Consider the following 23,404-nt stretch of genomic DNA (forward strand, 5'->3'; position numbering starts at 1 on the left):
TGGGCCAAACTTCACTCGACCAACCCCATTGAGCGATTGAACGGTGAGATCAAGCGGCGCACAGAGGTCGTCGGCATTTTCCCCAACGACGACGCCATCGTGCGCCTGGTCGGTGCGCTGCTGCTCGAACAGAACGATGAATGGGCCGTCCAGCGATCCCGCTACATGACACTTGAGACAATCGCCACAATGAGCGATGATCCGCTCATCAGCCTGCCAGCAGCAAGCTGATACTCATCCGACCCTCTGGGATGAGCCGTGGTCGTCTAAGCTACACCACGTCCTGGGACATGATCAGCGGTCCTCGCCGCACGAGCATGAAAACACTCCTTGCTATGGCTGCCGTCCCATCATGACGGAATGGAAAAGCACGGGCGATAAACTCCAGTACAACGGCACTCGCAGCCCACATGTTCAGCGCGATGACCGATGGCGCTTCTTCCGCCGCGCACTCGTCACGACAGTCAGGCTAATATGTTCACATCATTTCTGACTGCGTGCATATCGTGGGTCATCTAGAAGCTCTGGCGAGGACGGCTGGGCCTACGTGCAGGCTGATGTCTGCCCACACTCGCTCGATAGCCACAGTAGGGAAAATCCGCCTGCAAGGCTCGCAGCAAGTAAGCATATCTGCCCATGACGGTGCTTCGTCTCTTGCAAAATTCTCACGCAAGAGGGACTTTCGACAAAGTGCCGTGCCGCTTCGCAGTTCCGCCCGGTACCGGCTAGGTTGCCTGTTTTAACGAACGTCAAGTTTTCCGTACATGAGATTGGAACATGATCAAATCCGAACTTATCGAAATTGTCGCTCATCGCAGACCCTTTCTGCATTTGAAGGATGCGGAAAGGATCGTTGATGCGATCCTCGAGGAAATGGCTGAAGCGCTGATGCGTGGCGACAGGGTTGAGCTAAGAGGGTTCGGCGCGTTCAGTGTCCGCCATCGCTTGTCGAAATCAGGCAGAAACCCAAAGACGAACACATCGATATTCGTCGAGGAGAAGTGGGTTCCCTTTTTCAAGGCGGGAAAAGACATACAGTATCGCCTGAACGCCGCGAGCAACCTCGATGCCCGAAGAATTGCTTCAAGAGGTTAGCTGCGATAGCGCTCGCACTCCAACCAATAAAGCCAACATGGGGAAGGTTATGGCAAGGAAAGTCAAATGGTTTGACGCGAACAAGAAGTACGGCTTTATAAAACTGACGATGGTGGCCCGGATATTTTCGTGCATCTCAGTGAAGCTATAAAGGCGAAGCTGCCTCATCTGACTCCAGGCGTACCCATTTCCTATACTCTTGAGATTGAAGACGGCAAAAGGTCGGCAAAAGAGCTCTCGCCAGTGACTATCAGCGCTGATCCAAAGTCCCCCGCCCGAACGATGAAGGAGCCGCCGAACGATTTTACGGACGAATTCGAAAGGGAATGGGGATTACGGCAAGCCTGAAGCTGGCTCGGTTGTTTTCCGGCCTTTAAATTCGGGCGTTGCCTTGTCTTTTCGCTTGGCCTTACAACGAAAGGCCAAGTCGATTTCTCTTGGCCGGTCCCGCTTGCAACCATTATCTGTAGCCCAGACCTTTTTGTTTCGCGCGCGAGGTTCTACGTGGCATATGATTGGAACGGCGCCAGAACACGGCGTATCAAGATATTGAAGTTCGTTGTTTCGCTCTTGATTGGTCTGACGCTCTTGGCCGGCCCTGCTATAATGCTTGTCCGTGCTCATCCCTAGGACAAACACCATGGGCCTCGAATATACCGAGATCTGGCGATGGATATCCACGACTCGCCATTGTCTCGCCAATTGCGGTGGAAAACAAAGCCCGATCGGCCCTGCCCTGTGGATCACTTGGGCATTTCCCTGTGGCGATCCAGCGCCTCAAGCACCGGGATGATTCCTTCAGCTACTTGCGGAGACAGATGCTCAAGTATGATACCGGATCGCACAACTGTTTCGAAGGAACGAGCGTCGACGACGGCGTAGGTATGATCTTCATCTTCAACTAGCGAGTAACTTTGCATGGCATGGATCTCCATAAACCTGTGCCTGACGATCAAGATGCCGGACACCGTACCGAATGATGCACTGGCCGTCACGTCTCCCGAGCGACATTAATCGAACATCGTTATCAAAGAAGACGAATTGGCCGGTCTGCCGAATTTTCGCAATATGGTGAGACCTCAATGCAACGACGCCTGCTCAGACACGCGCAGTTCATTCACGGCTGCATCGGCGATCTCTCAGCTTGACTTTGTACAAAATCTCTTTGGAGTTTCGGGTTTGTAGCGGCGGCGCTGATCTTCCGCGTACTGGCAGCGTGGCGCGCGCGGCACTCTCATTTTGAGGCAATTTGAGCGGGGTGAATCAATTCGCCGCAGTCTCTCTGACTTGCCTGTTTCGCGTGACCGGATTCGAACCGGTGGATGACCGATCATAATGAGAACTGCGTCGGGTCGGGTGATCCTGTTCCGCAAATCCTTCGCCAGTGGCTGTCGTCGTTTCGTCCCTGGTTCACGGCACCCAGCTGGGAGCATCTCCTGGTCCTGGTGATGGGTGCGATCCTGTCTCCAGGCAAACGAACAGTGACGTCCTGTTTGCGGATCACCGGCCGCGCCGAGGCTGGCAATTTTTCCCTCTACCATCAGCTCCTCAATCGCGCGCGTTGGAACCCGCGTACGTTGGCTTCGCGGCTGTTATCGGTCGTTGTCGCCAGCCTCGTACCCGATGGTCCCATTGTGATCGGTATGGATGACACCATCGAACGCCGATGGGGACCAAAGATTGCCGCGCGTGGCATTTATCGCGATCCAGTGCGCTCCAGTCACGGTCACTTCGTCAAAGCCAGCGGCTTGCGCTGGTTGAGCTTCATGGTTCTTGCCCCGGTCCCATGGGCCAAATGCATCAAGGCCCTACCAGTCTTAACGCTTTTATGCCCCTCAGAGCGCTACGACAAAAAGAGGGGACGAAGGCACAAACTGCTGACGGATTGGGCAAGACAGGGCGTGATGCAGCTTTGCCGCTGGCTGCCTGGACGCGATCTCATCTTTGTTGGCGACAGCAGTTTTGCTGTCCACACATTGGCTGCAGCGCTACCAGGCAGAGCCACCCTCATCACACGCCTGCGTCTCGACGCCAGTCTGTTCACCCCGCCAGATCCGCGACACGAACATACGCTCGGGCGGCCCGCACAAAAAGGCATGCCCTTGCCCAAGCTCAAGGCGGTCCTCAACAATCCCAAGACCGTCTGGCAACGCGTCATCGCGTCAACCTGGTATGGCAGACAAACCGATAAACACCTTGATATCACGACAGGCACTGGCTTGTGGTATCGGCGGGGAACCCCACCAAGGCCAATTCGCTGGGTCCTGGTTCGAGACCCGACCGGCCGCCGCGAACCGCAGGCGTTTATGAGCACCAATACCGAGCTCGAGCCGACCCAGATCATCGCCTATTTCGTTCGGCGCTGGCAGATCGAAGTGACGTTCGCCGAAACACGCGCCCATCTCGGTGTGGAGACCCAGCGCCAGTGGAATGGCAACGCCATCATCCGCACAACACCTTCGCTCCTGGCCCTCTATAGTCTCGTGACGCTGTGGGCGGGAGATGTTCTCAGCCAAAGCACGCGCCCTTACGCCGCCGCATGGTACAGGAAAACCGATCTGACATTCACAGATGCGATTGGCGCTGTGCGTCTCGTTTTGTGGAGCGACGATCTTTATCGACACTCACCGTCAAACCTGGAAATGCATAAAATACCGCCAGGGCGACTTGTCCGTATGGCGCAGGCGCTTTGCTTCGCCGCATAATGCACAAAGTCGAGCTAAGAGGCTGACTCAAAAAGACCTCAGCAATATCTTTATCTTGCGAGCCGCCGTGTAAGGATGCGGATGTGGGCGATTGTGATCCATGCCTCGGCGGAGGCGATCGTTTTCTCCCAATCCTTGGCCAGTCTACGGCAACGACCGAGCCAGGCGAAGGTCCGTTCCACCACCCAGCGGCGCGGCAGGACAGTGAAGCCCTTGGCCTTGTCGGAACGCTTGACGATTTCAATTGTCCACTGGCCGAACTTCGCCAATCTCCCCTTCAGCTTGTCGCCCGCATAGCCGCCATCGGCGAAAACATGTCGGAGCCAGGGCCAGCGGTGGCGGATCGATTTCAGGAGACCGAATGCCCCATCACGGTCCTGAATGTCCGCGCCATGCACTATCAGGCCGACCATCAGCCCCAGCGTGTCGACAATGATGTGGCGCTTTCGCCCCTTGAGCTTCTTGCCGGCGTCATAGCCCGAAATCCCGCCGCTTTCTGTGGTTTTCACGCTCTGACTGTCGATCACGCCAGCGGACGGCGAGGCTTGCCGACCTTCCAGCTCGCGCGTCTCCATCACAAGACGATGGTTGATCCGGCCCCATAAACCCATTGCCCGCCATTCGTAGAAATAGGCTTGAACTGTCGTAAACGGTGGAAAGTCCTTTGGCAGCATTCGCCACTGACAACCCGTCGAAGCAATATAAAGCAGCGCATTCACGACCTCGCGAAGATCGGTTCTCCGTGGCCTGCCCAAACGCCTTGGCCCAGGTAGGCAAGGCGAGATCAACCCCCACTCCCGGTCCGTCAGATCACTTGCATAACGACTCGCGCGTCGGGCATATTGCCGACGGGTGAAATCAGTCCAACCCATTGTGGTCTCCGTTCGTCCTAAGCAAACAAACAGAATCACAAATGACTGATTTCACTCAACTCTTTTTCGGTCAGGCTCTAAATCGCCGTCTCTTCTGGCCAGAGATCCGGATCGTCAGCGAGGGCCGTTCGCCGTGAACCGAGACCGACTTCAGTGATATCCAGACGGTTCATCATCAAAAATTGCTCTGTGATCTCGGAAGGGGTTATCCGGTCATGGCTGCGCATGACCGAGCGACTTGTTGACAGCCGGGATGATCTTGTCTCCCCAGAGTTCGATTTGCCGCAGCATCGCCTGATGATCGAAATCGCCCAATTGGCAGTGAATTGCGATCTGGGACGGCTTCAGCACACTGATCTCTTCGAGCAGGCGATCGATCACCCGATTCACACTGCCGATTGGTAGATTGTCGCGCATCGTCTGAAACGACAGGTCCTGCTTGGTCGGGGTTTCCTGCAGAAGATAGCCGTCCTCGGTTTGTTGGCGGCGCTGATGAAGCGCTTCCGATAGCCGGCGCTGGAAACGGGCGTTGTCGAGATAGCTGTTGATCTCCGTTTCGTTATCGCTGGCATAACAACAACGCAACAGCGAAATCTTGGCATCCGCGGCATCCTTACCTTTTGCGAGTGCCGCGTTCTCGACGCTCTCGCGAAGCTTGCTTAAAGCGCCCAAGCCATCGTGGAATGCCGTGACGAAAAGATTGTGTCCTTCCCGATAGGCCCGGCCCATGTTGTATCCGGACGCCGTAGCGATCCAGATTGGGGGGGCCGGCTTCTGGATAGTCCGCACCGAAATCGCCGTCGGTGGTACCTTTAAATATTGGCCATTGTGCTCAAAAATCTTTTGCGTGAGGCCCTTGAGAAGGACGTCCAGATATTCCGAAAAGACAGCGGGCGCCTCATCGATATCGACACCAAAGCGGTCAAACTCAAACTGCTGATATCCAGAGCCGACGCCAAGCTCCAGGCGGCCGCTCGAAACGATATCGGCGAAACCTATCTCGGAAAGCAGGCGCTGCGGTTGATAAAGCGGCAATACGCAAACACCAGTGCCGAGGCGGATGGAGTTCGTCCGGCCGGCGCAATGGGCCACCATCATCAACGGCGATGGAACGAGGCTATAGTTGTTGAAGTGGTGTTCGGCAAACCATGCGGTGTTGAAGCCAGCTTGCTCCGAAAGGACTGCCTGTTCGATTGAGTTGCGGATGATTCTGTCGGCCGATTGATGATAGCCCCGCTGGGAGGCAAGGATGAAGGTCGCAAATTCCATAACGTTTCCTCATTCACGTTGGGTCCATTCGCGAATGGTCAGCGGGCATGTATCCGTGGCTACTGATCCAATCGGCTTTTTTGATATTCGGGGCTTTGAAACAAAATCGCTTGCCGTTCCCCGGCCGCAAGTGCTCCTTAAAACTGTCAAATTCGATGACGCTCCGGATGCCGTTTGGCACACAGTGTCGTTTTCGATTTCCCGTGAATGCTTCCGATCGTGGGTAGAATACAACATTGTCCGAAGTCAGCCGGCGCCGACGTAGAGGGTCGATCCGTTGATGTATGAAGCATCTGGCGAAGCTAGGAAGAACGCGGCGTTTGCCATGCCTTCGAACTGCCCCCCGCCAAGGGCTGGGTTGCGGCGGCTGATCGCGTTCTGTGCGCTATCAGGTGTGTGAATGAAGCCAAGAGCAATCGTCGCAGTCCGAATGCCAACCGGCCCGAGTTCGGCCGCCATGCAGCGGGTCAGCATTTCCAAGCCCGCCTTTGATGCGCCATATGCATGGCGCTGGGCAATCGTCAGGGAGCGGTTGATGGATCCGATATTCAGGATTACCCCGTCGGGCCGCATCATTTTGATAGCCTCACGCGCGCAGGTGAAGGCACCGGTGAGGTTGACATCAATGACGCGCGCGATCTCGGCAGGCGTTTGCTCAACTCCCGACTTGCAACTGTCGGGCCAAGCGGCACTGTTGACGAGGACATCAAGCCCCCCGAACCGCTCCCGCAAATCGTCGAACAGTGCTACCACCTGCATTTCGCTTGCAATGTCCACGGATTTTCCAATGTGCTCGCCGCCGAGGGATTTTGCGAACTTCGCCGCCGCGGCGCCGTTTATGTCGGCAAGTACGACGGTATCGCCATTTGCTGCAAAGCGGCGAGCAACGGCCGCGCCTATGCTGGTCGCGCCGCCCGTGACGAGGACAATCCGCTTATTGGTTGATTGTGGCGGACGGGAAAGTTCGGCTTGTGGTATTTCGCTTACTCGCGGGTGCGCGTCGCCAGGCTGGTTGAAGGACATCCACCCGCCATCAATTGTCAGCACCGTGCCGTTGATACAGTGCGCATCCGGGCTGGCGAGAAACCGCACGGCTCGTGCAATTTCGTCCGGACGCGCCATGCGCCCCATCGGCACACGGCTGCGCACCGCCTCTAAGTTCGTCTGGCCAGCGTGTTCCAATTGCGCGACCATCGGCGTTCGCACATAGCCCGGCGCCACTGCCATCACGCGGATGCCAAGTGAAGCCAACTCGCAGGCGAGCGACTTCGTAATCGAGATAAGGCCCGCTTTCGAAGCAGCGTAGGCGTTGCGTTTTGGATTGCCAATTATCCCGGCCATCGAGGCGACGTTGATAATCGCAGCACCTGGCTGCATCCGCCGTGCGGCTTCGCGAGCCATGAGGAAGGGCCCGATCAGATTTACCGCCAATACGCGTCGGAAGTCGTCGATGGGGGTCTGCGTGGTCGCGGCCATGCTGGGCCCCATCGCCGCGTTATTGACAAGAACGTCGATGTGGTCGAACTGCGCGTCGATCCGCTCATAAAGGACAAGGATGTCCTCTTCCCGTGAGACATCGAATTCAAGTCCGAGATCCGCAGCGCCGAAACCGCGAGCCAGTTCAAGCACACCGCTGTCCGGGAGGTCCGCGGCAACAACAATGTCCCCGACATTGAGATGAGCGTCGACGAGTGCGCGGCCGATCCCGCCTGCAGCGCCTGTAATGATGACGACGCGTTGCTTTCTCATGAGGAATTCTCCTGACCGTTTCCCGGACCTTTTTTCCGGACAACCATCCCGACATGGCGGTAGACAGAAAGGTCACGTTTCCATTTCGCCGCCGACGAAGATCTGAAACCGCTCATCACCGAGGCGTTTTCGCCATGTGGCCTTCACGTTTCTGAAGAAAACGACGGTTCAAGAGCGCATAGACCGGATCGATTGGATATGATGCCCCGATCGGCTGCCGGAGACCGAAACGCTCCGTCTCGGAGGTCACTGGCGCGGGCTGTTCCTCGAACCAATCGTAGACGACAGTCCGCTCGGCGATGCGCCACTCACCTTCCCTTTTCTGAAACAGATCGCAATAACGGCCGCACAAGAGAACCTGACGTAGTGTCCTTGCCCCGTCCGGTCCGCGTTGCAGCGCAGTGAAGTAACTCTCGACGGCAGCCTCCGCCGGGTCGATGAACTCGATCAGAATGTTCGTGATCTGATGGATGTTGCGCTGTTCGGTCTTGAAGACACCGCGCGCGAACTCTATGAACCCCTCTGCCGAGCCCGAATAAGCGCCGTGATTGTCATGCGCATCCGGCCAGTACGCACTGCGCAGCGCCGCCTCGTCTGCCCGATCTATCCCGCGACAGTATCGATAAAGACAATCACGGATCGCCTCCCGATCAAGTAATTCGGTAATTTGTTCGTGGCGCATCGCTTTGTCGCTAATTTCAAGATGGGAAGAGGCATTCGTACATTGAGCGACGCCGCAACGGCGCCAGGATATTCGGAGCCGGCGGATCATCGAGGAGATGCTACACTTTGCACCTGGCACGGGGCGGCCCGCCAATATGCTTCTCATCTGTCAAACCGTCGTTTGGTTCGACGTCCGTAAGTTCGCTCAGCCGCGGCTTAAAGTTGTCGGGAATATGGCACGTCAGACCGTTCGCTCTTTTGGCTTCCATTGTTCTCTTCTTTGACAAAATCCGATTGGACGATTTGATACGGTCCGCCTTTTCTCCTGCCGACCGGATCGAATAATCGTTTACAGGTCAGCATCGCCATTCCAGCACCCATCCCATTCAAATCTCACGCCAACGCGACCCGTGTCGCCGGACGGAATGGTTTCGTTCGTCAATTTCAAATGTTTAGCGTGGGACGGCGAGAAATTGACTTAACAAAACCCGTGTCGGTTATCTGACGAATTGGACAGTGTGTGCGTTTGAATCTTCACGACGCCGCCTCTGAGGTGTTCGCTATCTTCAGCCCTAAGTCGGTAGGAAACATTGAGAAAACTTTTCGCGGGCTCGCTCTGCAAAGTTGGCATGGTTTTTGAGGTTGTTGCGACGCAGTGAGAGCCGCCGAGACATATTTCTCTCGTTGGTCGCTGCGTGGAACACTGGATCATGTAGGCCTACAGCTAAATGAAAGGCCCGTCAGCTTGAGCATCCCGGACAAAGAGCCGTAGCACGTTCGAGACGTCTCCAACATCGTTCGGTGAAGAATTGCGGAGAAATGGAGGAAGAGCGACTTTTCAAACGCGACGAAACTTCTCGACATTAGGTTCAACGTAATCGAGCTTGCTCTCCCAAATGGCGTTGAACGGATGCAGTTGGATGATGTCCCAGGGAGTGGTGTAGCTCGGTCGATCGTCGAGCTTTCCGGACAGGGCCGGGAACGGGTCAGCTTGCCGCAGCAGGCAAGTTGATGAGCGGATCATCGCTCATTGTCGCGATGGTTTCCAGTGTCATGTACCGCGAGCGCTGAACAGCCCACTCATCATTTTGCTCCAGAAGCAAAGCGCCGACGAGCCTGACGATGGCATCGTCGTTTGGAAAGATGCCGACGACCTCGGTCCTTCGCTTGATTTCTCCATTCAATCGCTCAATCGGGTTCGTGCTGTGAAGCTTGGTCCAGTGCTGCTTGGGAAAGGTCATGTAGGCGAGGACATCTTCCTCGGCGTTGTCCATGAGACCAGCAAGTTTCGGCACTTTCGGCCTGATCTGATCGGCGACATTGCGCCACTGTTGGCTGGCGGCTTCCGGGGTGTCTTGGGCAAAGGCCGTTGCAATGAAGGCTGAGACCACGCGTCGGCCACTCTTGCCGGCATGAGCCAGGGCATTGCGCATGAAGTGAACTCGACATCTTTGCCAAGTGGCGGAAAGGACTTTGGAGACGGCCGCCTTGATGCCTTCATGCGCATCGGAGACGGCGAGCTTGACGCCGCGCAGACCGCGCCGGGTGAGTTTGCGCAGGAACTCCGTCCAGATTGGCTCGGCCTCAGAGGTGCCGATTTCCATACCGAGTACCTCGCGACGACCATCGGTGTTGACACCGACGGCGATGATGACAGCGACGGAGACGATGCGTCCGCCACGCCGGACTTTGAGGTAGGTCGCATCGATCCAAAGATAGGGCCAGTCGCCTTCGATCGGACGTTCAAGGAAGGCTTTGACCTTATCATCGATCTCCTCACAAAGCCGCGAGACCTGGCTCTTGGAGATGCCACTCATGCCCATCGCCTTGACCAGATCGTCCACCGAGCGGGTCGAGACGCCCTGGATGTAAGCCTCCTGGATCACGGCGGTCAGAGCCTTCTCGGCCATGCGGCGCGGCTCCAGAAAGCTCGGGAAATAGCTGCCGGTGCGCAGCTTTGGAATCCGAAGTTCGACGGTGCCAGCTCGGGTCTCCCAGTCGCGGTCGCGATAGCCGTTACGCTGAGCAAGTCGAAAGTCATTCTTCTCGCCGTAGGCCGCACCGGTCTTCGTGCCAACCTCTAGCTCCATCAACTTCTCGGCGGCAAAGCCAATCATCTCGCGCAGCAAATCCGCATCAGCGCTCTTCTCAACAAGCGAGCGGAGGTCCATCATGTCATTGGTCATCGGTGGTCTTTCCATCAGGTTGTGCTTGAACAACCCAACCCTACCGGAAAAAGCCGATGACCACCGCTATCCTGCTACACCACTTCTCGGGACGTCATCTGCAGTTGTACGCTGCGGCTTTTCAGAAGGTCTCAGTTCTCCATCTGACATCGAGAAGCCCGCAAAACCTACATGGCGCCTTCACAGTGGCAGGGCGAGGTTCAGGCATGTTCACCCAAAGTCTTCCCCCATGCGGCTTTTCAATAGTTGTCAAGTTCCACGGAAGCCTCATGCATGATCTGTCGGTTTTTAGGACGGCTGTCGCCGAACTCGAGCGCTTGGTCGAGCGTGGACATCGAATTTTGGTCGTTCCTGGCGGAGACTTAAACGACAAGGCGATTGAGCGTGTTGAAGACCTATATCCTCCCCCATCGGTGATGACCCATCACGCGTGCGCTCTTGTCCAAGATGAGACAGGATATTTGCTGGCGAATCGTGCCTTCTCTTCGAAACTTGTTCCGTCTGCAACGTTGAGCGAATGTCGGAGCCTGGCAAAGGTTGGCAAAATTCCGGTTCTGCTTGCCTCGCGCATGCTCTTCACAACGGATTCGGTCGAATGGAGTTTGGACATAACGTCTAACGCTGTGGCGGCGTGGATTGCGTGGGTAACCAATGCTCCGCTACTGGCAATTCTGACCGATGTAGACGGCGTCTATCGCAATGCGGCAACTCACGATCCGGGGGCGTTGATCGAGGAAATAGATGCCCACGATCTTGCCGAGCTTGGTCATGCGTCAGTCGATGCTTGTGCAGCTCATTTCATGTCATTGCGGGGTGCTGCGGGGGTCGTTATCAACGGCACCCATCCAAACCGGCTGCGTGATTGGACCGAGGGAAAGCATGTGAGAGCGACCTACATCACCACAAATGAAAGGGTCCCATCATGTTCTGCTTAGTTAACGATAATGCCGACTTCAAACGGACGATCGTGGTACCTTTCTGCGGCACGTTCTTTCAAAATCTCGTCACCGATCACAGTGACGGCGGCTCCGCATCCTCGATAGGCTCGATGATATCGGGGCGGTCATTCAAAGCCCACATCCTTGCCGATCGGCCACATTGTCATCAGCTCGGCGGGAAAGTGTCTCATTAAGTCGTCCGGATCGGGCTCCGCAGACACCGTACCGAGGCTGACCGCTTCAGCTTACAAATGCTAATCACGCGCGCAGAGAGATACCGATTTTCGCCGAAGACGGTTCACCATAACGCAGCGGGTCCGTCGTCGAGCTTCGCGACCTCCTGCCCAATCGGCCCGGCGCTTGCTTCGGCGATGATCCAGTTGTACGCGGCCCGCATACCTGCAATCGCTGCACGCATCGCATGGTTGACCCAGACGACATTCGAGATGCCAGCCTCATGATGCGCTGAAATGACTGTGCGATAGTAATTCGAAGGCGCAATCATGATAGGAAGCCGTTTCCATTGCTTCGCAAAGGTGAGAACCTCGTGCGTCTTCGCTTCCCCCGAGTGGATCAGGATTGCATCGGCGCCGGCGTTCGCGTAGGCGTCCGCGCGCAATAGTGCCGCCTTGAGACCGTAACCGGCGATCAAGGCTTCGGTGCGAGCGACAAGCACGAGGTCGTTTCCCGTGGCATCCTTAATCGCCTTTAGGCGGCCGGAAAACTTTTCGATATCGTCCAGCGGAGGACGATTGCCGACAGAGGAATTCATTTTCGGGAAGCTCTTATCATCGATGCACACACCAGAGGCACCATGCTGCAAGAGCCTTGCTGTCATTAACCGCGCGCCATTCATGTTCCCGAAGCCGGAATCACCGTCAGCGAGGATCGGCAGGCCGCTGGCGTCCGCCATTCGTTCCATCACCTCTATCAAATGTGTCCAGCTTGCCTCCTTGACGTCGCGATAGCCGAGGCTCTTCGAAATGCACGGGCCAGACGCCCAAATGGCCTTGAAGCCCGCCTGCATGGCGACCGCCGCGGAAAGCCCATCATGCGCTCCCATCAGGTGCGTCAGGTCTGGGGAGGAAATCAGATCGCGGAGCGATTTCGTCGGATCCTCAATCGCCCCGATGCTCTTTGGAACGAAAACCTTTTGATCCATGTCATGCTCCATCAAAAATCGGAAAGTTCCAAGCGCAGCGAACAATCAAAGACGCAAGTTGCATGCCGGATGAGCGCGGGCGGCCGCACTGCACGACTTGCCCCGGCCGGCGGCCAGGCCTTGTAATCCAATCGTCGGTCTCCCGACATTCTTGTCCCGTTTCGCACATCAAAAGGTTGGCGAATGACCCCGCGAGGGAGAACCTAATCATTCAATAGCGATGACACGGCACGAACTTTTAATCTCATTGCGACCGGACACGCGGGCGCCTTGCCGAAGAGCTGGAGGGTGGCGCACGTCCCGATCTGGATATGATCGAGAGCAACAACAGCGGCACATCAGTCGGTGCAATGAGAAGAGCTGTCTCGGCAAATCGCTATGCCTAAGAACGCGAGCACGGCGGCCACGTCAAAGCCTGCCGGCGGTGCTCGTTCAAGGATCTGACATGACTATCCGAAACGGTTCCGTCTTTTGCGAACATCGGACGCTTGCCGATAACAAGCGACCCAACCGATGTCACCGCGGCGGAGGTCATTCGAGGTGAGAAGGTTGGGTCAGCGCCCTTGTCGGAGGCGCTCCTACTCAAACCCAGGCTCCTTCCGGCAGTACAATGATTTTCTGCATTTAAGGCAAATGGCATGGCGCTTGCTTGATCAATATATATCGACCGAGATCGGATATGCAGCCGCAATCGCCAAACATCGCGTCAATTGTCGGTATGAGGAACAGTTAGATGAACATCAAAAAGAAGGTTCCCTTCGTCACATTCCGGACGCGTGTTCGCGATGAGGCCCTACCAGGGCCGAACCCTTATCGGTGGAAAGACAAGACATCCGACGACTATTTCCGCGGCAAGCGCGTCATCTTGTTTTCGCTGCCAGGCGCCTTCACCCCCACCTGCACCAACCAACAGCTACCGGATTTCGAAAGGCTTTATGGGGAGTTTCAAAAGAAGGGCATCGATGAGATTTACTGTCTCTCCGTAAACGATGCATTCGTCATGAACGCCTGGGGCAAGTCCGTAGGGCTTCTCAACGTCAAGCTCATCCCTGACGGGTCGGGAGAATTTACTCGCAAGATGGGCATGCTCGTTGCCAAGCACAATCTCGGTTTCGGAATGCGCTCCTGGCGCTACGCGGCGCTGGTCGATAACGGCGTGGTAGAGCAGTGGTTTGAGGAAGAAGGCTTCTCGGACAACTGTCAAACCGATCCCTACGGCATTTCATCGCCGCAAAACGTCCTGGAAACGCTGAAGGCCACGGCCGCAGCATAACCACCGGAGGACTGAAGCCTCATAAAATGAAAAATTCGCGCGACGAAGTACCAAGATCGATAGGGGTTTCTCTCTTAGGATGCAGTATTTAGCAAACCTTCTCCAGCGCCAAAAGCAATCGCTGGTTATTACGCCTCAGCTCATCCAATCTATTCGCTTGCTGCAACTGGCGCATGGCGAACTGCATCAGTTCATCGAGCAGGAATTGGAGAAGAACCCGTTTCTAGAACTGGCTTCAAGTGACGGCATCGCCTCTGACGATGTCGTCTCGACCTCGGAGAACAGGCCCGATAGTGCCACACACGATGGCAAGGTTGATGCGCCGACAAGGCTCGAGGCTCCCGAGCCACTTGGAGAATGGAAATCAATTCGAAGTTCCGCCAACGCGTCGTCAGAGCACCCGCCGGGCTTCGAGGAGTTTGCTGCTTCTACTGAAACATTGCACGACGATGTCGCCCGGCAGATCGCCCTCACAGCATTCAGCTCACGAGATCGGCTGATTGCCGGTGCGCTTGCCAATCATCTGGAAAGCACTGGATATCTTCAGGTGCACCTATCAGAGCTGGCGGCAAGGCTGGGTGTCCACGAGGCTGACGTCGAGCGAGTCCTCGCGACCTTGCAGGATTTCGATCCACCTGGAATCTTTGCACGAACTCTTAGGGAATGCCTCGAGATACAGTTACGGCAGCAAGATCGGTTCGACCCTGCTATGGAAGCGCTGGTCGCAAATCTTGAGTTGGTTGCACAACGTGACTTTCGCGCATTGAAGCGGCGCTGCGGTGTCGACGACGACGACCTTCTCGACATGTTGCATGAGATCCGGACACTCGATCCGAGGCCCGGAAACCGGTTCCAATCGGGACGGCCGGAGGCCATCATACCGGACGTTCGAGTTCTGCCCTCGACCGCAGGCGGGTGGCAGATCGAACTCAATCCCGAGATGTTGCCCAAGGTGCTCATCAACCAAACCTATTTTGCCGAAGTCTCTCGTCTGACCGCGCATGATACCGGTGATCAGGCATTCCTCAACGAATGCTTCCAGAACGCGAACTGGTTGGTTCGCAGCCTCGATCAGCGGGCCAAGACGATCCTTAAGGTAGCAACTGAAATCGTCCGCCAGCAGGATGTCTTTCTGGAACGCGGCACTGCCTATCTTCGGCCTCTCAATCTTAAGACTGTCGCCGACGCGATCGAGATGCATGAGTCGACGGTGAGCCGTGTGACTTCGAACAAATACATGCTCACCCCTCGCGGCGTGTTCGAACTGAAGTATTTTTTCACGGTCGCGATTGCATCCTCGGAAGGCGGCGAGGCACACTCGGCCGAAGCGATCCGCCATCGCATCAGGGCAATGATCGCCGCGGAAACGGAGGACAGTGTGCTCTCCGACGACAATATGGTCGCCCAACTTCGGGAAAGCGGGATCGATATTGCGCGCCGCACCGTCGCAAAATACCGGGAAGCAATGAATATCCCCTCTTCCGTTCAACGTCGTCGAGAGATCCGTGCGGGATTTGTATAGGCGCCGACCAAGCGCTGACGATCTTGCACTGCTCGCGAAAGCGACTTAACGACGGGCTTCATCCGTTTCGGGGCCGAAGCACGCGTTAAAATCACTGCATTCCTGACAGCTGGGAGCGGCGCAGAGCGAGAAACCTTCAGCCTCGCAGAGCTTGCGGTAAAGGTACTTCTTCCACCTCATATTGTTGGTATTGCCTGCCGCTAGCGTCGGAAAATGCATGGCAAACAACCGACCAAGCTCGGCTCGGTCAAATAGACCAAGGTCCTGCCATAGATGGTCGTCGCGCAGGGCACGGCGGGCAATGATTTTAGCAAACCGGGCGCTGAATGGATCGTTTGGACGGGCATGCGAAAGTAGCAAGTCACGCAGGAGCTCTTCCTCCGTGCCGAGCTCTGGATCGCTCGCCTCTTCCGGAAAAAAGGCGTCGATGAGCTTGGCATGAAAACTTCGTGTCAGGATGTCCCGCAGCTCGGCGCGAGAAAGCCCGGTCGCCTCGGTCGCCGACGCCTGGCCAGCTTCAATCTCCTGAAGCGCTCGCGAAAAGACACAGGTAAGTACATAGTCGTCAAAGTCTATCTCCAAGCCCATTCGCAGCCATAGCCTGGCATTGGATGACTGTGAATGTCGCCACCGATCAGACATTAGTATCCTGGGACTGATGCTCTTTCCCTTTAAGATCTGGAATTGATGCTGATCTGACACGGCGCTTTTGCTCCTTCGTTTCATTGATCAAGGTCGCCTGCAGCTATAGCGGCCATGACGAGAAAGCTTCAAAAATTATGCCAGCCTGGCGATAAACAGCGTCGGCACAACTCTCCGGGAGTTTCTCAACAACGTGATGAGCGTGCAAATACAGATTGGCCAACGCAAAATGTCGGCTAATCGACAAACCAGACAATCGTTGTTGGTACCCAGGGCCTTTCCCGGTGCGCCTGCTACAAACCTTTTCCCAGCTACGATGACGGCAACGGCGTGAAAATGGCGCAGTGATGTCTTTGGCGGGCGTCCCCAAATCACGGGTGACTGCTCCTTTTTGATGTTGGACGTTCAGTGATGTCGGGCATTGTCGGGCATGCGCATGCATATTGCCAGCGGAAGATCCGACGCCTGCTCAATGCTTTTCTCTTTGGCACGGCACATGCAAGGTCATTTGCAAATTTCCCGACGACCAATGAGAACCATATTTATGATCACGCTCACAGAGAACGCCGTTGCCGCCATGAAGATTGCGCTCAGCCGAGCGGACGAGCCGGCCGAAGGCCTGCGCATCGCGGTCGAGACCGGCGGCTGCGCCGGGCTCAAATACCTGATGGGACCGGAGAGCGGCCCACGCGAGGGCGATGCGATCATCGAAACAGGCGGGATTACACTGTTCGTGGACGTAGGCTCTCAACCACACGTCAACGGCATGACGGTGGACTTCGTTACACGGCTGGAGTCCTCAGGATTTGTCTTCGACAACCCCAACGCGGCAGAGATGTGCGCTTGTGGCAAGTCCTTTGCCTGACCATCCGGGGTTGGTGTGAAAAGTCATGCGGAAGTATCGCGGCAAGCTCAAGACATCATTTTGCGATCACAAGGGCGCCCGCATTCTGCAAACAGCCAAATCTGAAAACAAGGTCGCATCTGGGGATGCGGTTGAATTAATGATGGGATTCGATCGGCCGACGGAAGCGATCAGTGCCGCAACACTGCAGTCGCTCCGAACCCGTTTCGCGATCGCCTGCTCGTCCGAGTTCATCGAATTTATTGTGGGCAAGAGCGCCTATGAAGCCATTCGAAACATCAATTGCGACTTAACGTATGTTGTCGACCGGCCGCCATCCACCTCGCCGTCGCCGTTTGCCTCATGTGTGGCGCAAAGTCGCGCGATCCGGTCACATGCTTCACAGCTGTCGAAGAAGCGACTGTTACGGTCCCTGCGGCGCTGTTCATTGAAGGCCTCGTTAGGTCAGAGACGAGTTTGTCGGCAGGCACAAAGGAAGGCAGCGTACTCGAGGTCCAAGAAATATCTTTGTAACCGACGGGGTTTTTCGGCGGCATGTCGCCGCGGATCGAGGATGCTTGGAGCTCGCCTGAACAAAGTTCACCGGAGCCTGAAATTGCCAGATAACGTTCCTGCAGCCAATTCGACCAATCGAACGCTGCGGCGATTGTTCTTGCCCGAGCAGTGAACGACGGAGCCTACCCGAGGTCACTCCGCCAACTGAGGATCGCTTCCATGAGATCTGTCTATCTCGACAACAATGCAACGACGCGAGTTGATCCTGAAGTCGTACAAGCGATGTTGCCGTTCTTTACTGATCAATTTGCCAATCCTTCGTCCAGTCACAGTTTTGGTGCCTCGGCAAGTGCCGCGATAATGACCGCGCGCAAACGATTGCAAGCTTTGATCGGTGCAGAGTTCGAGCATGAGATCGTCTTTACCTCCGGCGGCACGGAAAGCGATAATGCAGCGATCCTGTCAGCGCTCGAAATCATGCCCGATCGCACACAGATCGTGACGTCCGCAGTCGAGCATCCGGCCGTGCTAACGCTCTGCGCGCACCTTGAGAGGACGCGTGGCATAAAGGTGCACAGGATTCCAGTCGATCGGCATGGTCGCCTCGACCTGCGCACATACCGGGCTGCCCTCACCCCACATGTTGCACTCGTCTCGATCATGTGGGCAAACAATGAAACGGGCGCGATTTTTCCTGTCGCTGACCTCGCTAAGTTGGCCAAGGAAGTTGGCGCTTTTTTCCATACAGACGCAGTGCAGGCGGTCGGCAAGCTGCCGATGGACCTGAAATCGAGTGCGATCGACATGTTGTCGCTCTCGGGCCACAAGCTGCACGGACCCAAAGGGATTGGTGCGCTTTGGGTAAAGCGCGGCGTGCGCTTCGATCCGATGATCAAGGGGGGACATCAGGAGCGCGACCGGCGCGCCGGCACGGAAAATACCGCTGGCATCGTCGGGCTCGGCAAGGCCGCTGAACTTGCGTCGAGCTTCATGAAGGAAGAGAACGGACGAGTAAGATCGCTGCGAGATCGCCTGGAAAGAGGGCTTCTGCAGCGCATCCCAGATGCGTTCGTCACCGGCGATAAGCAAAAGCGGTTGCCGAACACCTCCAACATCGCCTTCGACCAAGTCGACGGTGATGGCTTACTGCTTCTCCTCGACCGCTATGGCATCGCCTGTTCTTCCGGCTCGGCTTGCACTTCTCAGTCGCCGCAGCCGAGCCATGTCCTGACCGCGATGAACATTCCCGATATCTCGAGCCACGGGGTCATTCGCTTCTCCCTGTCGCGTGATAATTGCGAGGAGGATATAGATCGCGTGCTCGATGTCTTACCCGGAATCGTCGGCAGTTTACGAGATGGTTCTTCGTTTAAGCCGACGCCGGCAAAGCGGCGAAGACCTTTGGCTTTTATGAAGCCTACGGAGACGGACGGAAACACCTCATGAAGCGGTTCACTTTCTGAAGACTCGATCTGGCTTGACGGAACCAGGCGATGTTCGTCGCTGTTGCGAGGCAGAAGAGCTCGGACTGGCAAAGCCACTTGTAGCCGTAAGAGCGAGCACTTTTCCTGCGGGGCTTTCGCGACCGCGGGTCATCGCACCGGAGCACCACAGAGCATCGTTCCAAACGGGGAGAATGTTATGAACAGTTTTTGCAACGCCAGTCGAACCAGCGATACGGCCGAAATCCTCGCGCGGTTGAAAAATCTGTCTGCCGCGGAGGAGTTTTTCGCGCTGCTTGACGTCGCCTATGATCCGAAGGTGCTTGACGTCTCGCGGCTTCACATCATGAAGCGGATGGGACAATACCTCGCCGAAGAGGATTTCGCCGATCTCCCGGAACAGGTGATTGCTGCCAGAGCACGCGCCATGCTTGAACGCGCCTACGAAGATTTTGCGACGTCCTCGCCACTTGCGCACCGGGTCTTCAAGGTGCTCAACGATCACAATCCGGCCAAGCCTGCCCAACCGGGTCACACGTTCGTGCCATTCGATTCTATCTTGAAGCGTTTCGGCAGGGAGTGAATGCGACATGGTTCCGGCTTGAACGATGTCGCGAAGCCGACAATGGCGAGTCCAGTGTCGGCACCTCAGCATAAATCATTGAAATTTCAAAGGGATGCCACATTCAAAAACCTTGGCACAGATAGTGCTTTAGAGGACACGAAGCGCCAAACCCGCCATTTAACAGCAGCTAGGAGACCACATGCACGTCGTAGTCTGTATCAAGCAGGTGCCGGACTCCGCACAGATTCGCGTCCATCCTGTAACGAACACGATCATGCGCCAGGGTGTGCCGACCATCATAAATCCTTACGATCTATTCGCCCTTGAAGAAGCACTGCGGTTGCGTGACGTGCATGGCGGCGAGGTCACCGTGCTCACGATGGGGCCGCCCATGGCAGAGGATTCGTTGCGCAAGGCGCTCACTTACGGTGCGGATCGGGCGGTATTGTTGACCGACCGCTATTTTGCGGGATCCGATACCCTGGCGACTTCCTTTGCTTTGTCGCAGGCGATTGCAAAAATCGGCGAGACCTTCGGCGCCCCCGACATCGTTTTCACGGGCAAGCAGACCATCGACGGCGACACTGCCCAAGTCGGGCCGGGCATTGCTAAGCGCCTCGACCTCCTGCAACTCACTTACGTTTCGAAGATTTGCTCCCTCGATCTTGATGCACGCGAAATTAAGGTCGACCGCCGTTCGGAAGGCGGTACCCAGATGCTGCATGGCAGGCTTCCCTGCCTCATCACTATGCTGGAAGGCACCAACGAAATCCGCCGCGGCTCGCTTGATGACGCGCTACGTGCCGCACGCAGTCAGATCGTAAAATGGAGCGCGGGCGACGCCGGCATCGAGGACCTCAGCAAGTGTGGACTGCGTGGTTCGCCGACGGTCGTCAAACGCGTCTTTGCCCCGACAGTAAGGACGGAAAAGGCAGAGCAAATCACCACCACCGATAAGGCGCTCGGCGATCTTGCTGATGAGTTGATTGTCGAAATCTTCGCCCGTCAGCCGGCGCTCGAACACGAACTCGCCTTCGACGCCAGCGCATAACGGCAAGGAGCCATGACGTTGACCGCAAATCAAGAAATACCGCGCCCAGCCGTCGGCCGCGCGGGAATGAAGAAAGAACTGCCCGATCATTTCAAAGACTACCGCCATGTTTGGGTCTTCATCGAAGTGGAGCGCGGAAATGTCCATCCCGTCTCCTTCGAACTGCTGGGAGAAGGCCGCAAGCTGGCGGACAAGCTTGGCGTCAAACTCGCAGGTGTCGTGCTCGGACCTCCGGGGGACGCCACGCAGCTGGCCATCGCAGAGGCGTTTGCCTATGGCGCCGACGTTGCGTATCTGGTGGAGAACCCCCTGCTCGAAGACTATAGGAACGAGCCCTTCACCAAAGCTCTGACAAATCTCGTCGCCACTTACCAACCCGAGATCCTGCTTCTCGGTGCGACGACGCTTGGTCGCGACCTTGCCGGTTCCGTGGCGACGACCTTGTTGACGGGGCTCACCGCGGACTGCACCGAACTCGATGTGGATGCGGACGGTTCGCTTGCCGCAACGCGGCCGACTTTCGGCGGCTCTCTACTATGCACAATCTACACGCTCAACTGCAGACCGCAGATGGCGACAGTGCGGCCAAGGGTCATGGCGATGCCGCAGCGCACGAACAAGCCTATCGGCTGCGTCATTCAGCATGGGGTCCTGATGGTCGAGGAGGAGATCGTCACCAAAGTCCTCGGGTTCATTTCCGACGTGCAATCGACAAATTCCAATCTCGCCTATGCCGATGTGGTGGTGGGCGGCGGCCTCGGTCTTGGAACATCGGAGAACCTGAAGCTGGCGAAGAATCTCGCGCGGGTAATTGGAGCCGAATACGGCTGTTCACGGCCGCTGGTCCAGAAAGGCTGGATGCCGGCTGATCGGCAGATCGGGCAAACGGGTAAGACTATCCGGCCGAAGCTCTATATAGCGGCCGGGATTTCCGGCGCCATTCAGCACCGGGTTGGCGTCGAGGGCGCTGATCTCATTGTGGCGATCAACACCGATCCGAACGCGCCGATTTTCGACTTCGCCCACGTTGGCGTCGTGACGGATGCGATCCGCTTCTTGCCGGCCCTCACTGATGTTTTCACCCAACGGCTGTCGCCGCACAGTCGCGATAAGCTTGCGAATTAGGGGGCACGGGTTATGAGCGGGGAAAAGTTTGACGCCATCGTGATTGGCGCGGGCATGGCCGGGAATGCGGCTGCTTACACCATGGCGAGCCGTGGCTTGAAAGTCCTGCAATTGGAGCGTGGCGAGTATCCGGGCTCAAAGAACGTCCAGGGCGCAATCATGTACGCGAACATGCTGGAGAAAATCATCCCGAATTTTCGAGATGATGCGCCTCTTGAGCGGCATCTCGTCGAGCAGCGCTTCTGGATGATGGATGACACATCCCACGTTGGGATCCAATACCGATCGGATGATTTCAACGAGTCGACGCCAGAGCGCTATACAATCATTCGCGCTCAGTTCGACCGTTGGTTTTCGCGTAAGGTGCGTGAGGCGGGAGCGACAGTCCTTTGCGAGACGACGGCGACAGAACTTGCCCAGGAAGGGGGCAAGGTGATCGGCGTGCGCACTGACCGTACTGGCGATGTCATACTTGCGGACACGGTCGTTCTTGCGGAAGGCGCCAATGGGTTGCTCGGCGCCCGGGCCGGTTTGCGTCAGACGCCGACTTCGGAGAGCGTGGCTCTCGCTGTCAAGGAAATACATTTTCTGCCAGAAGACGTGATCGATCAGCGCTTCGGTCTTCATGGCAACGAGGGTTGTGTGATCGAGGCGGCCGGCACCATCTCCCGCGGCATGGCCGGGCTCGCCTTCCTTTATACCAATAAGGAGTCGATCTCTCTTGGCATCGGTTGCCTCGTCTCCGACTTCGCCGCAACGTGCGAAAGCCCTTACGAGTTGCTCGAAGCGTTCAAGAACCATCCGTCGATCAAACATCTGATCGCGGATTCGGAAGTCAAGGAATATGCAGCTCATCTCATTCCCGAAGGTGGGTACAAGGCAATTCCCGCGCTCTTCGGCGATGGCTGGGTCGTTGTCGGCGACGCAGCACAGCTCAACAATGCCGTTCACCGCGAAGGTTCCAATCTCGCCATGACGTCAGGTCGCATCGCCGGGGAGGCTATTTTCGAGGTCAAGAGCCGCGGAGGTCGAATGACCAAAAGAAACCTCGCACTATACAAGACGATGCTGGACGATTCCTTTGTCATTAAAGATCTTAGGAAATACAAAGACATGCCGGCCCTACTTCATACCAATTCCCGCAATTTCTTCATGACATACCCGAAGTTGATGTCTGAAGCTTCGAAAAATTTCATGCGTGTCGATGGTACGCCGAAGATCGAAAATGAAAGGGCGACAACGGCCGCTTTCATAAAGGCGCGTTCGCGCTGGGGGCTGGTCAGCGACGCGGTGCGTCTGGCATTGGCTTGGCGTTGAAGGAGAAATAGGATGACCGTTGCAGTGACGAAGTTGCGTGTTGAGGACAAGCTTTTCCAGAATCGCTATCTGGTTGATCAGGGACGCCCGCACATTAAGGTGCGGCCGCACGAGCATCCGAGTGCAAACCTTTTGGCGCTAACACGCATCTGCCCGGCAAAATGCTATGAACTGAATGACAAAGGCCAAGTGGAGATTGCCGCCGACGGCTGCATGGAGTGCGGCACATGCAGGGTGCTGTGTGAGGCAAGTGGGGACATCACGTGGAACTATCCACGAGGCGGCTTTGGTGTTCTCTTCAAGTTCGGGTGAACAATTTATTGTTAAACTTTTGAAAAACACATTATGTCGTCACAGCCAGGCGCTGCATCAATTTTGACAGGAACCAGCTTGCAATTTCAGAAACTACCATTAGAGTTTCCGCTTATACAAATAAGCACAAACAGTGGTTGGAATGGGGGCATTCTA

22 protein-coding genes and 1 pseudogene are annotated in these 23,404 nt (G+C 56.3%); 14 read left to right on the forward strand and 9 right to left on the reverse strand.

Annotated elements, in window-relative coordinates:
• Together GA0061101_RS31460 and GA0061101_RS31465 are read left to right on the forward strand one after the other, a co-directional pair.
• Positions 1–231: transposase (locus GA0061101_RS31460; RefSeq protein WP_208865046.1), on the forward strand; the 231-nt coding region annotated here is incomplete at its 5' end.
• 546 nt (positions 232–777) lie between these two features.
• Complete coding sequence (locus tag GA0061101_RS31465; protein WP_004119995.1) at positions 778–1,095, forward strand: integration host factor subunit beta; 318 nt, start codon at positions 778–780, stop codon at positions 1,093–1,095.
• A 743-nt stretch (positions 1,096–1,838) separates the two neighbouring features.
• Here the strand turns inward: GA0061101_RS31465 and GA0061101_RS31475 are convergent.
• Entirely contained in the window at positions 1,839–2,090 is a 252-nt protein-coding gene (locus GA0061101_RS31475; RefSeq protein WP_120764172.1) for a hypothetical protein, read from the reverse strand.
• Between the two features lie 327 nt (positions 2,091–2,417).
• Here GA0061101_RS31475 and GA0061101_RS31480 point away from each other — a divergent pair, with 327 nt between their 5' ends.
• Positions 2,418–3,800 carry an IS701 family transposase gene (locus GA0061101_RS31480; RefSeq protein ID WP_004126092.1) on the forward strand — a complete coding sequence of 461 codons (1,383 nt, stop codon included), beginning with the start codon at positions 2,418–2,420 and terminating at the stop codon, positions 3,798–3,800.
• Positions 3,801–3,850: 50 nt separating this feature from the next.
• On the opposite strand, the gene GA0061101_RS31485 is transcribed toward GA0061101_RS31480, so the two are convergent.
• The 5 genes from GA0061101_RS31485 to GA0061101_RS31505 all read right to left on the reverse strand — a co-directional run bounded on the left by GA0061101_RS31485 (position 3,851) and on the right by GA0061101_RS31505 (position 10,539).
• Positions 3,851–4,672 (reverse strand): IS5-like element ISRtr3 family transposase, encoded by an 822-nt coding sequence (locus tag GA0061101_RS31485; protein WP_004126090.1) that lies wholly within the window; start codon positions 4,670–4,672, stop codon positions 3,851–3,853.
• Between the two features lie 213 nt (positions 4,673–4,885).
• Complete coding sequence (locus GA0061101_RS31490; RefSeq protein WP_004126087.1) at positions 4,886–5,941, reverse strand: LLM class flavin-dependent oxidoreductase; 1,056 nt, start codon at positions 5,939–5,941, stop codon at positions 4,886–4,888.
• Positions 5,942–6,187: 246 nt separating this feature from the next.
• Entirely contained in the window at positions 6,188–7,690 is a 1,503-nt protein-coding gene (locus tag GA0061101_RS31495; protein WP_004126084.1) for an SDR family oxidoreductase, read from the reverse strand.
• 115 nt (positions 7,691–7,805) lie between these two features.
• The gene (locus tag GA0061101_RS31500; RefSeq protein WP_004126081.1) at positions 7,806–8,372 is read right to left on the reverse strand and encodes a nuclear transport factor 2 family protein; all 567 of its coding nucleotides are present in this window, start codon (positions 8,370–8,372) and stop codon (positions 7,806–7,808) included.
• Between the two features lie 967 nt (positions 8,373–9,339).
• The gene (locus tag GA0061101_RS31505) at positions 9,340–10,539 is read right to left on the reverse strand and encodes an IS256 family transposase (protein ID WP_028755414.1); all 1,200 of its coding nucleotides are present in this window, start codon (positions 10,537–10,539) and stop codon (positions 9,340–9,342) included.
• Between the two features lie 56 nt (positions 10,540–10,595).
• Here GA0061101_RS31505 and GA0061101_RS31510 point away from each other — a divergent pair, with 56 nt between their 5' ends.
• On the forward strand, positions 10,596–11,474 hold the full coding sequence (locus tag GA0061101_RS31510) for an amino acid kinase family protein (RefSeq protein WP_245297614.1): 879 nt from the start codon (positions 10,596–10,598) through the stop codon (positions 11,472–11,474).
• A gap of 76 nt (positions 11,475–11,550) precedes the next feature.
• Here GA0061101_RS31510 and GA0061101_RS40445 read toward each other — a convergent pair.
• Positions 11,551–11,698 (reverse strand): annotated as a pseudogene (locus GA0061101_RS40445) (SOS response-associated peptidase); the annotation flags it as partial.
• A gap of 77 nt (positions 11,699–11,775) precedes the next feature.
• A complete protein-coding gene (locus GA0061101_RS31520; RefSeq protein ID WP_240535520.1) occupies positions 11,776–12,639 on the reverse strand; it encodes an isocitrate lyase/phosphoenolpyruvate mutase family protein in 864 nt (287 codons plus the stop codon).
• A gap of 733 nt (positions 12,640–13,372) precedes the next feature.
• Between GA0061101_RS31520 and GA0061101_RS31525 the strand changes: the two genes are divergently transcribed.
• Both GA0061101_RS31525 and rpoN read left to right on the forward strand, forming a co-directional pair.
• The gene (locus tag GA0061101_RS31525; protein WP_004126073.1) at positions 13,373–13,912 is read left to right on the forward strand and encodes a peroxiredoxin; all 540 of its coding nucleotides are present in this window, start codon (positions 13,373–13,375) and stop codon (positions 13,910–13,912) included.
• Positions 13,913–13,991: 79 nt separating this feature from the next.
• Positions 13,992–15,434 (forward strand): RNA polymerase factor sigma-54, encoded by a 1,443-nt coding sequence (gene rpoN, locus GA0061101_RS31530; RefSeq protein WP_004126070.1) that lies wholly within the window; start codon positions 13,992–13,994, stop codon positions 15,432–15,434.
• 45 nt (positions 15,435–15,479) lie between these two features.
• Here rpoN and GA0061101_RS31535 read toward each other — a convergent pair whose 3' ends face one another.
• The gene (locus tag GA0061101_RS31535) at positions 15,480–16,136 is read right to left on the reverse strand and encodes a nitrogen fixation protein NifQ (RefSeq protein ID WP_004126068.1); all 657 of its coding nucleotides are present in this window, start codon (positions 16,134–16,136) and stop codon (positions 15,480–15,482) included.
• Between the two features lie 484 nt (positions 16,137–16,620).
• On the opposite strand from GA0061101_RS31535, the gene GA0061101_RS31540 reads away from it, so the two are divergent.
• From GA0061101_RS31540 to GA0061101_RS31575, 8 genes are all read left to right on the forward strand, one after another.
• A complete protein-coding gene (locus tag GA0061101_RS31540) occupies positions 16,621–16,941 on the forward strand; it encodes an iron-sulfur cluster assembly accessory protein (protein ID WP_004126065.1) in 321 nt (106 codons plus the stop codon).
• Positions 16,942–16,966: 25 nt separating this feature from the next.
• The gene (locus GA0061101_RS31545; RefSeq protein ID WP_004126062.1) at positions 16,967–17,608 is read left to right on the forward strand and encodes an iron-sulfur cluster assembly scaffold protein; all 642 of its coding nucleotides are present in this window, start codon (positions 16,967–16,969) and stop codon (positions 17,606–17,608) included.
• Positions 17,609–17,655: 47 nt separating this feature from the next.
• The gene (gene nifS, locus GA0061101_RS31550) at positions 17,656–18,882 is read left to right on the forward strand and encodes a cysteine desulfurase NifS (protein WP_004126059.1); all 1,227 of its coding nucleotides are present in this window, start codon (positions 17,656–17,658) and stop codon (positions 18,880–18,882) included.
• A 195-nt stretch (positions 18,883–19,077) separates the two neighbouring features.
• Positions 19,078–19,461 (forward strand): nitrogenase stabilizing/protective protein NifW, encoded by a 384-nt coding sequence (nifW, locus tag GA0061101_RS31555; RefSeq protein WP_004126055.1) that lies wholly within the window; start codon positions 19,078–19,080, stop codon positions 19,459–19,461.
• Positions 19,462–19,642: 181 nt separating this feature from the next.
• Positions 19,643–20,494: an electron transfer flavoprotein subunit beta/FixA family protein gene (locus GA0061101_RS31560; protein ID WP_004126051.1), complete on the forward strand. Its 852-nt coding sequence runs from the start codon at positions 19,643–19,645 to the stop codon at positions 20,492–20,494.
• A gap of 12 nt (positions 20,495–20,506) precedes the next feature.
• Positions 20,507–21,619 carry an electron transfer flavoprotein subunit alpha/FixB family protein gene (locus tag GA0061101_RS31565; protein WP_004126048.1) on the forward strand — a complete coding sequence of 371 codons (1,113 nt, stop codon included), beginning with the start codon at positions 20,507–20,509 and terminating at the stop codon, positions 21,617–21,619.
• Positions 21,620–21,631: 12 nt separating this feature from the next.
• On the forward strand, positions 21,632–22,936 hold the full coding sequence (locus GA0061101_RS31570; RefSeq protein WP_004126038.1) for an FAD-dependent oxidoreductase: 1,305 nt from the start codon (positions 21,632–21,634) through the stop codon (positions 22,934–22,936).
• Between the two features lie 12 nt (positions 22,937–22,948).
• Entirely contained in the window at positions 22,949–23,248 is a 300-nt protein-coding gene (locus tag GA0061101_RS31575; protein WP_004126035.1) for a ferredoxin family protein, read from the forward strand.
• Positions 23,249–23,404: the final 156 nt, after the last annotated feature.

The sequence above is a fragment of the Martinezella lusitana genome (genome assembly GCF_900094565.1).
Classification (GTDB): Bacteria; Pseudomonadota; Alphaproteobacteria; order Rhizobiales; family Rhizobiaceae; genus Rhizobium; species Rhizobium lusitanum.

Coding starts and splice junctions, on each gene's coding strand:
- GA0061101_RS31465 (WP_004119995.1), top strand. CDS start 778: ATGATCAAATCCGAACTTATCGAAATTGTCGCTCATCGCAGACCCTTT.
- GA0061101_RS31480 (WP_004126092.1), top strand. CDS start 2,418: ATGACCGATCATAATGAGAACTGCGTCGGGTCGGGTGATCCTGTTCCG.
- GA0061101_RS31485 (WP_004126090.1), bottom strand. CDS start 4,672: ATGGGTTGGACTGATTTCACCCGTCGGCAATATGCCCGACGCGCGAGT.
- GA0061101_RS31490 (WP_004126087.1), bottom strand. CDS start 5,941: ATGGAATTTGCGACCTTCATCCTTGCCTCCCAGCGGGGCTATCATCAA.
- GA0061101_RS31495 (WP_004126084.1), bottom strand. CDS start 7,690: ATGAGAAAGCAACGCGTCGTCATCATTACAGGCGCTGCAGGCGGGATC.
- GA0061101_RS31500 (WP_004126081.1), bottom strand. CDS start 8,372: ATGCGCCACGAACAAATTACCGAATTACTTGATCGGGAGGCGATCCGT.
- GA0061101_RS31505 (WP_028755414.1), bottom strand. CDS start 10,539: ATGACCAATGACATGATGGACCTCCGCTCGCTTGTTGAGAAGAGCGCT.
- GA0061101_RS31510 (WP_245297614.1), top strand. CDS start 10,596: ATGACCACCGCTATCCTGCTACACCACTTCTCGGGACGTCATCTGCAG.
- GA0061101_RS31520 (WP_240535520.1), bottom strand. CDS start 12,639: ATGGATCAAAAGGTTTTCGTTCCAAAGAGCATCGGGGCGATTGAGGAT.
- GA0061101_RS31525 (WP_004126073.1), top strand. CDS start 13,373: ATGAACATCAAAAAGAAGGTTCCCTTCGTCACATTCCGGACGCGTGTT.
- rpoN (WP_004126070.1), top strand. CDS start 13,992: ATGCAGTATTTAGCAAACCTTCTCCAGCGCCAAAAGCAATCGCTGGTT.
- GA0061101_RS31540 (WP_004126065.1), top strand. CDS start 16,621: ATGATCACGCTCACAGAGAACGCCGTTGCCGCCATGAAGATTGCGCTC.
- GA0061101_RS31545 (WP_004126062.1), top strand. CDS start 16,967: ATGCGGAAGTATCGCGGCAAGCTCAAGACATCATTTTGCGATCACAAG.
- nifS (WP_004126059.1), top strand. CDS start 17,656: ATGAGATCTGTCTATCTCGACAACAATGCAACGACGCGAGTTGATCCT.
- nifW (WP_004126055.1), top strand. CDS start 19,078: ATGAACAGTTTTTGCAACGCCAGTCGAACCAGCGATACGGCCGAAATC.
- GA0061101_RS31560 (WP_004126051.1), top strand. CDS start 19,643: ATGCACGTCGTAGTCTGTATCAAGCAGGTGCCGGACTCCGCACAGATT.
- GA0061101_RS31565 (WP_004126048.1), top strand. CDS start 20,507: ATGACGTTGACCGCAAATCAAGAAATACCGCGCCCAGCCGTCGGCCGC.
- GA0061101_RS31570 (WP_004126038.1), top strand. CDS start 21,632: ATGAGCGGGGAAAAGTTTGACGCCATCGTGATTGGCGCGGGCATGGCC.
- GA0061101_RS31575 (WP_004126035.1), top strand. CDS start 22,949: ATGACCGTTGCAGTGACGAAGTTGCGTGTTGAGGACAAGCTTTTCCAG.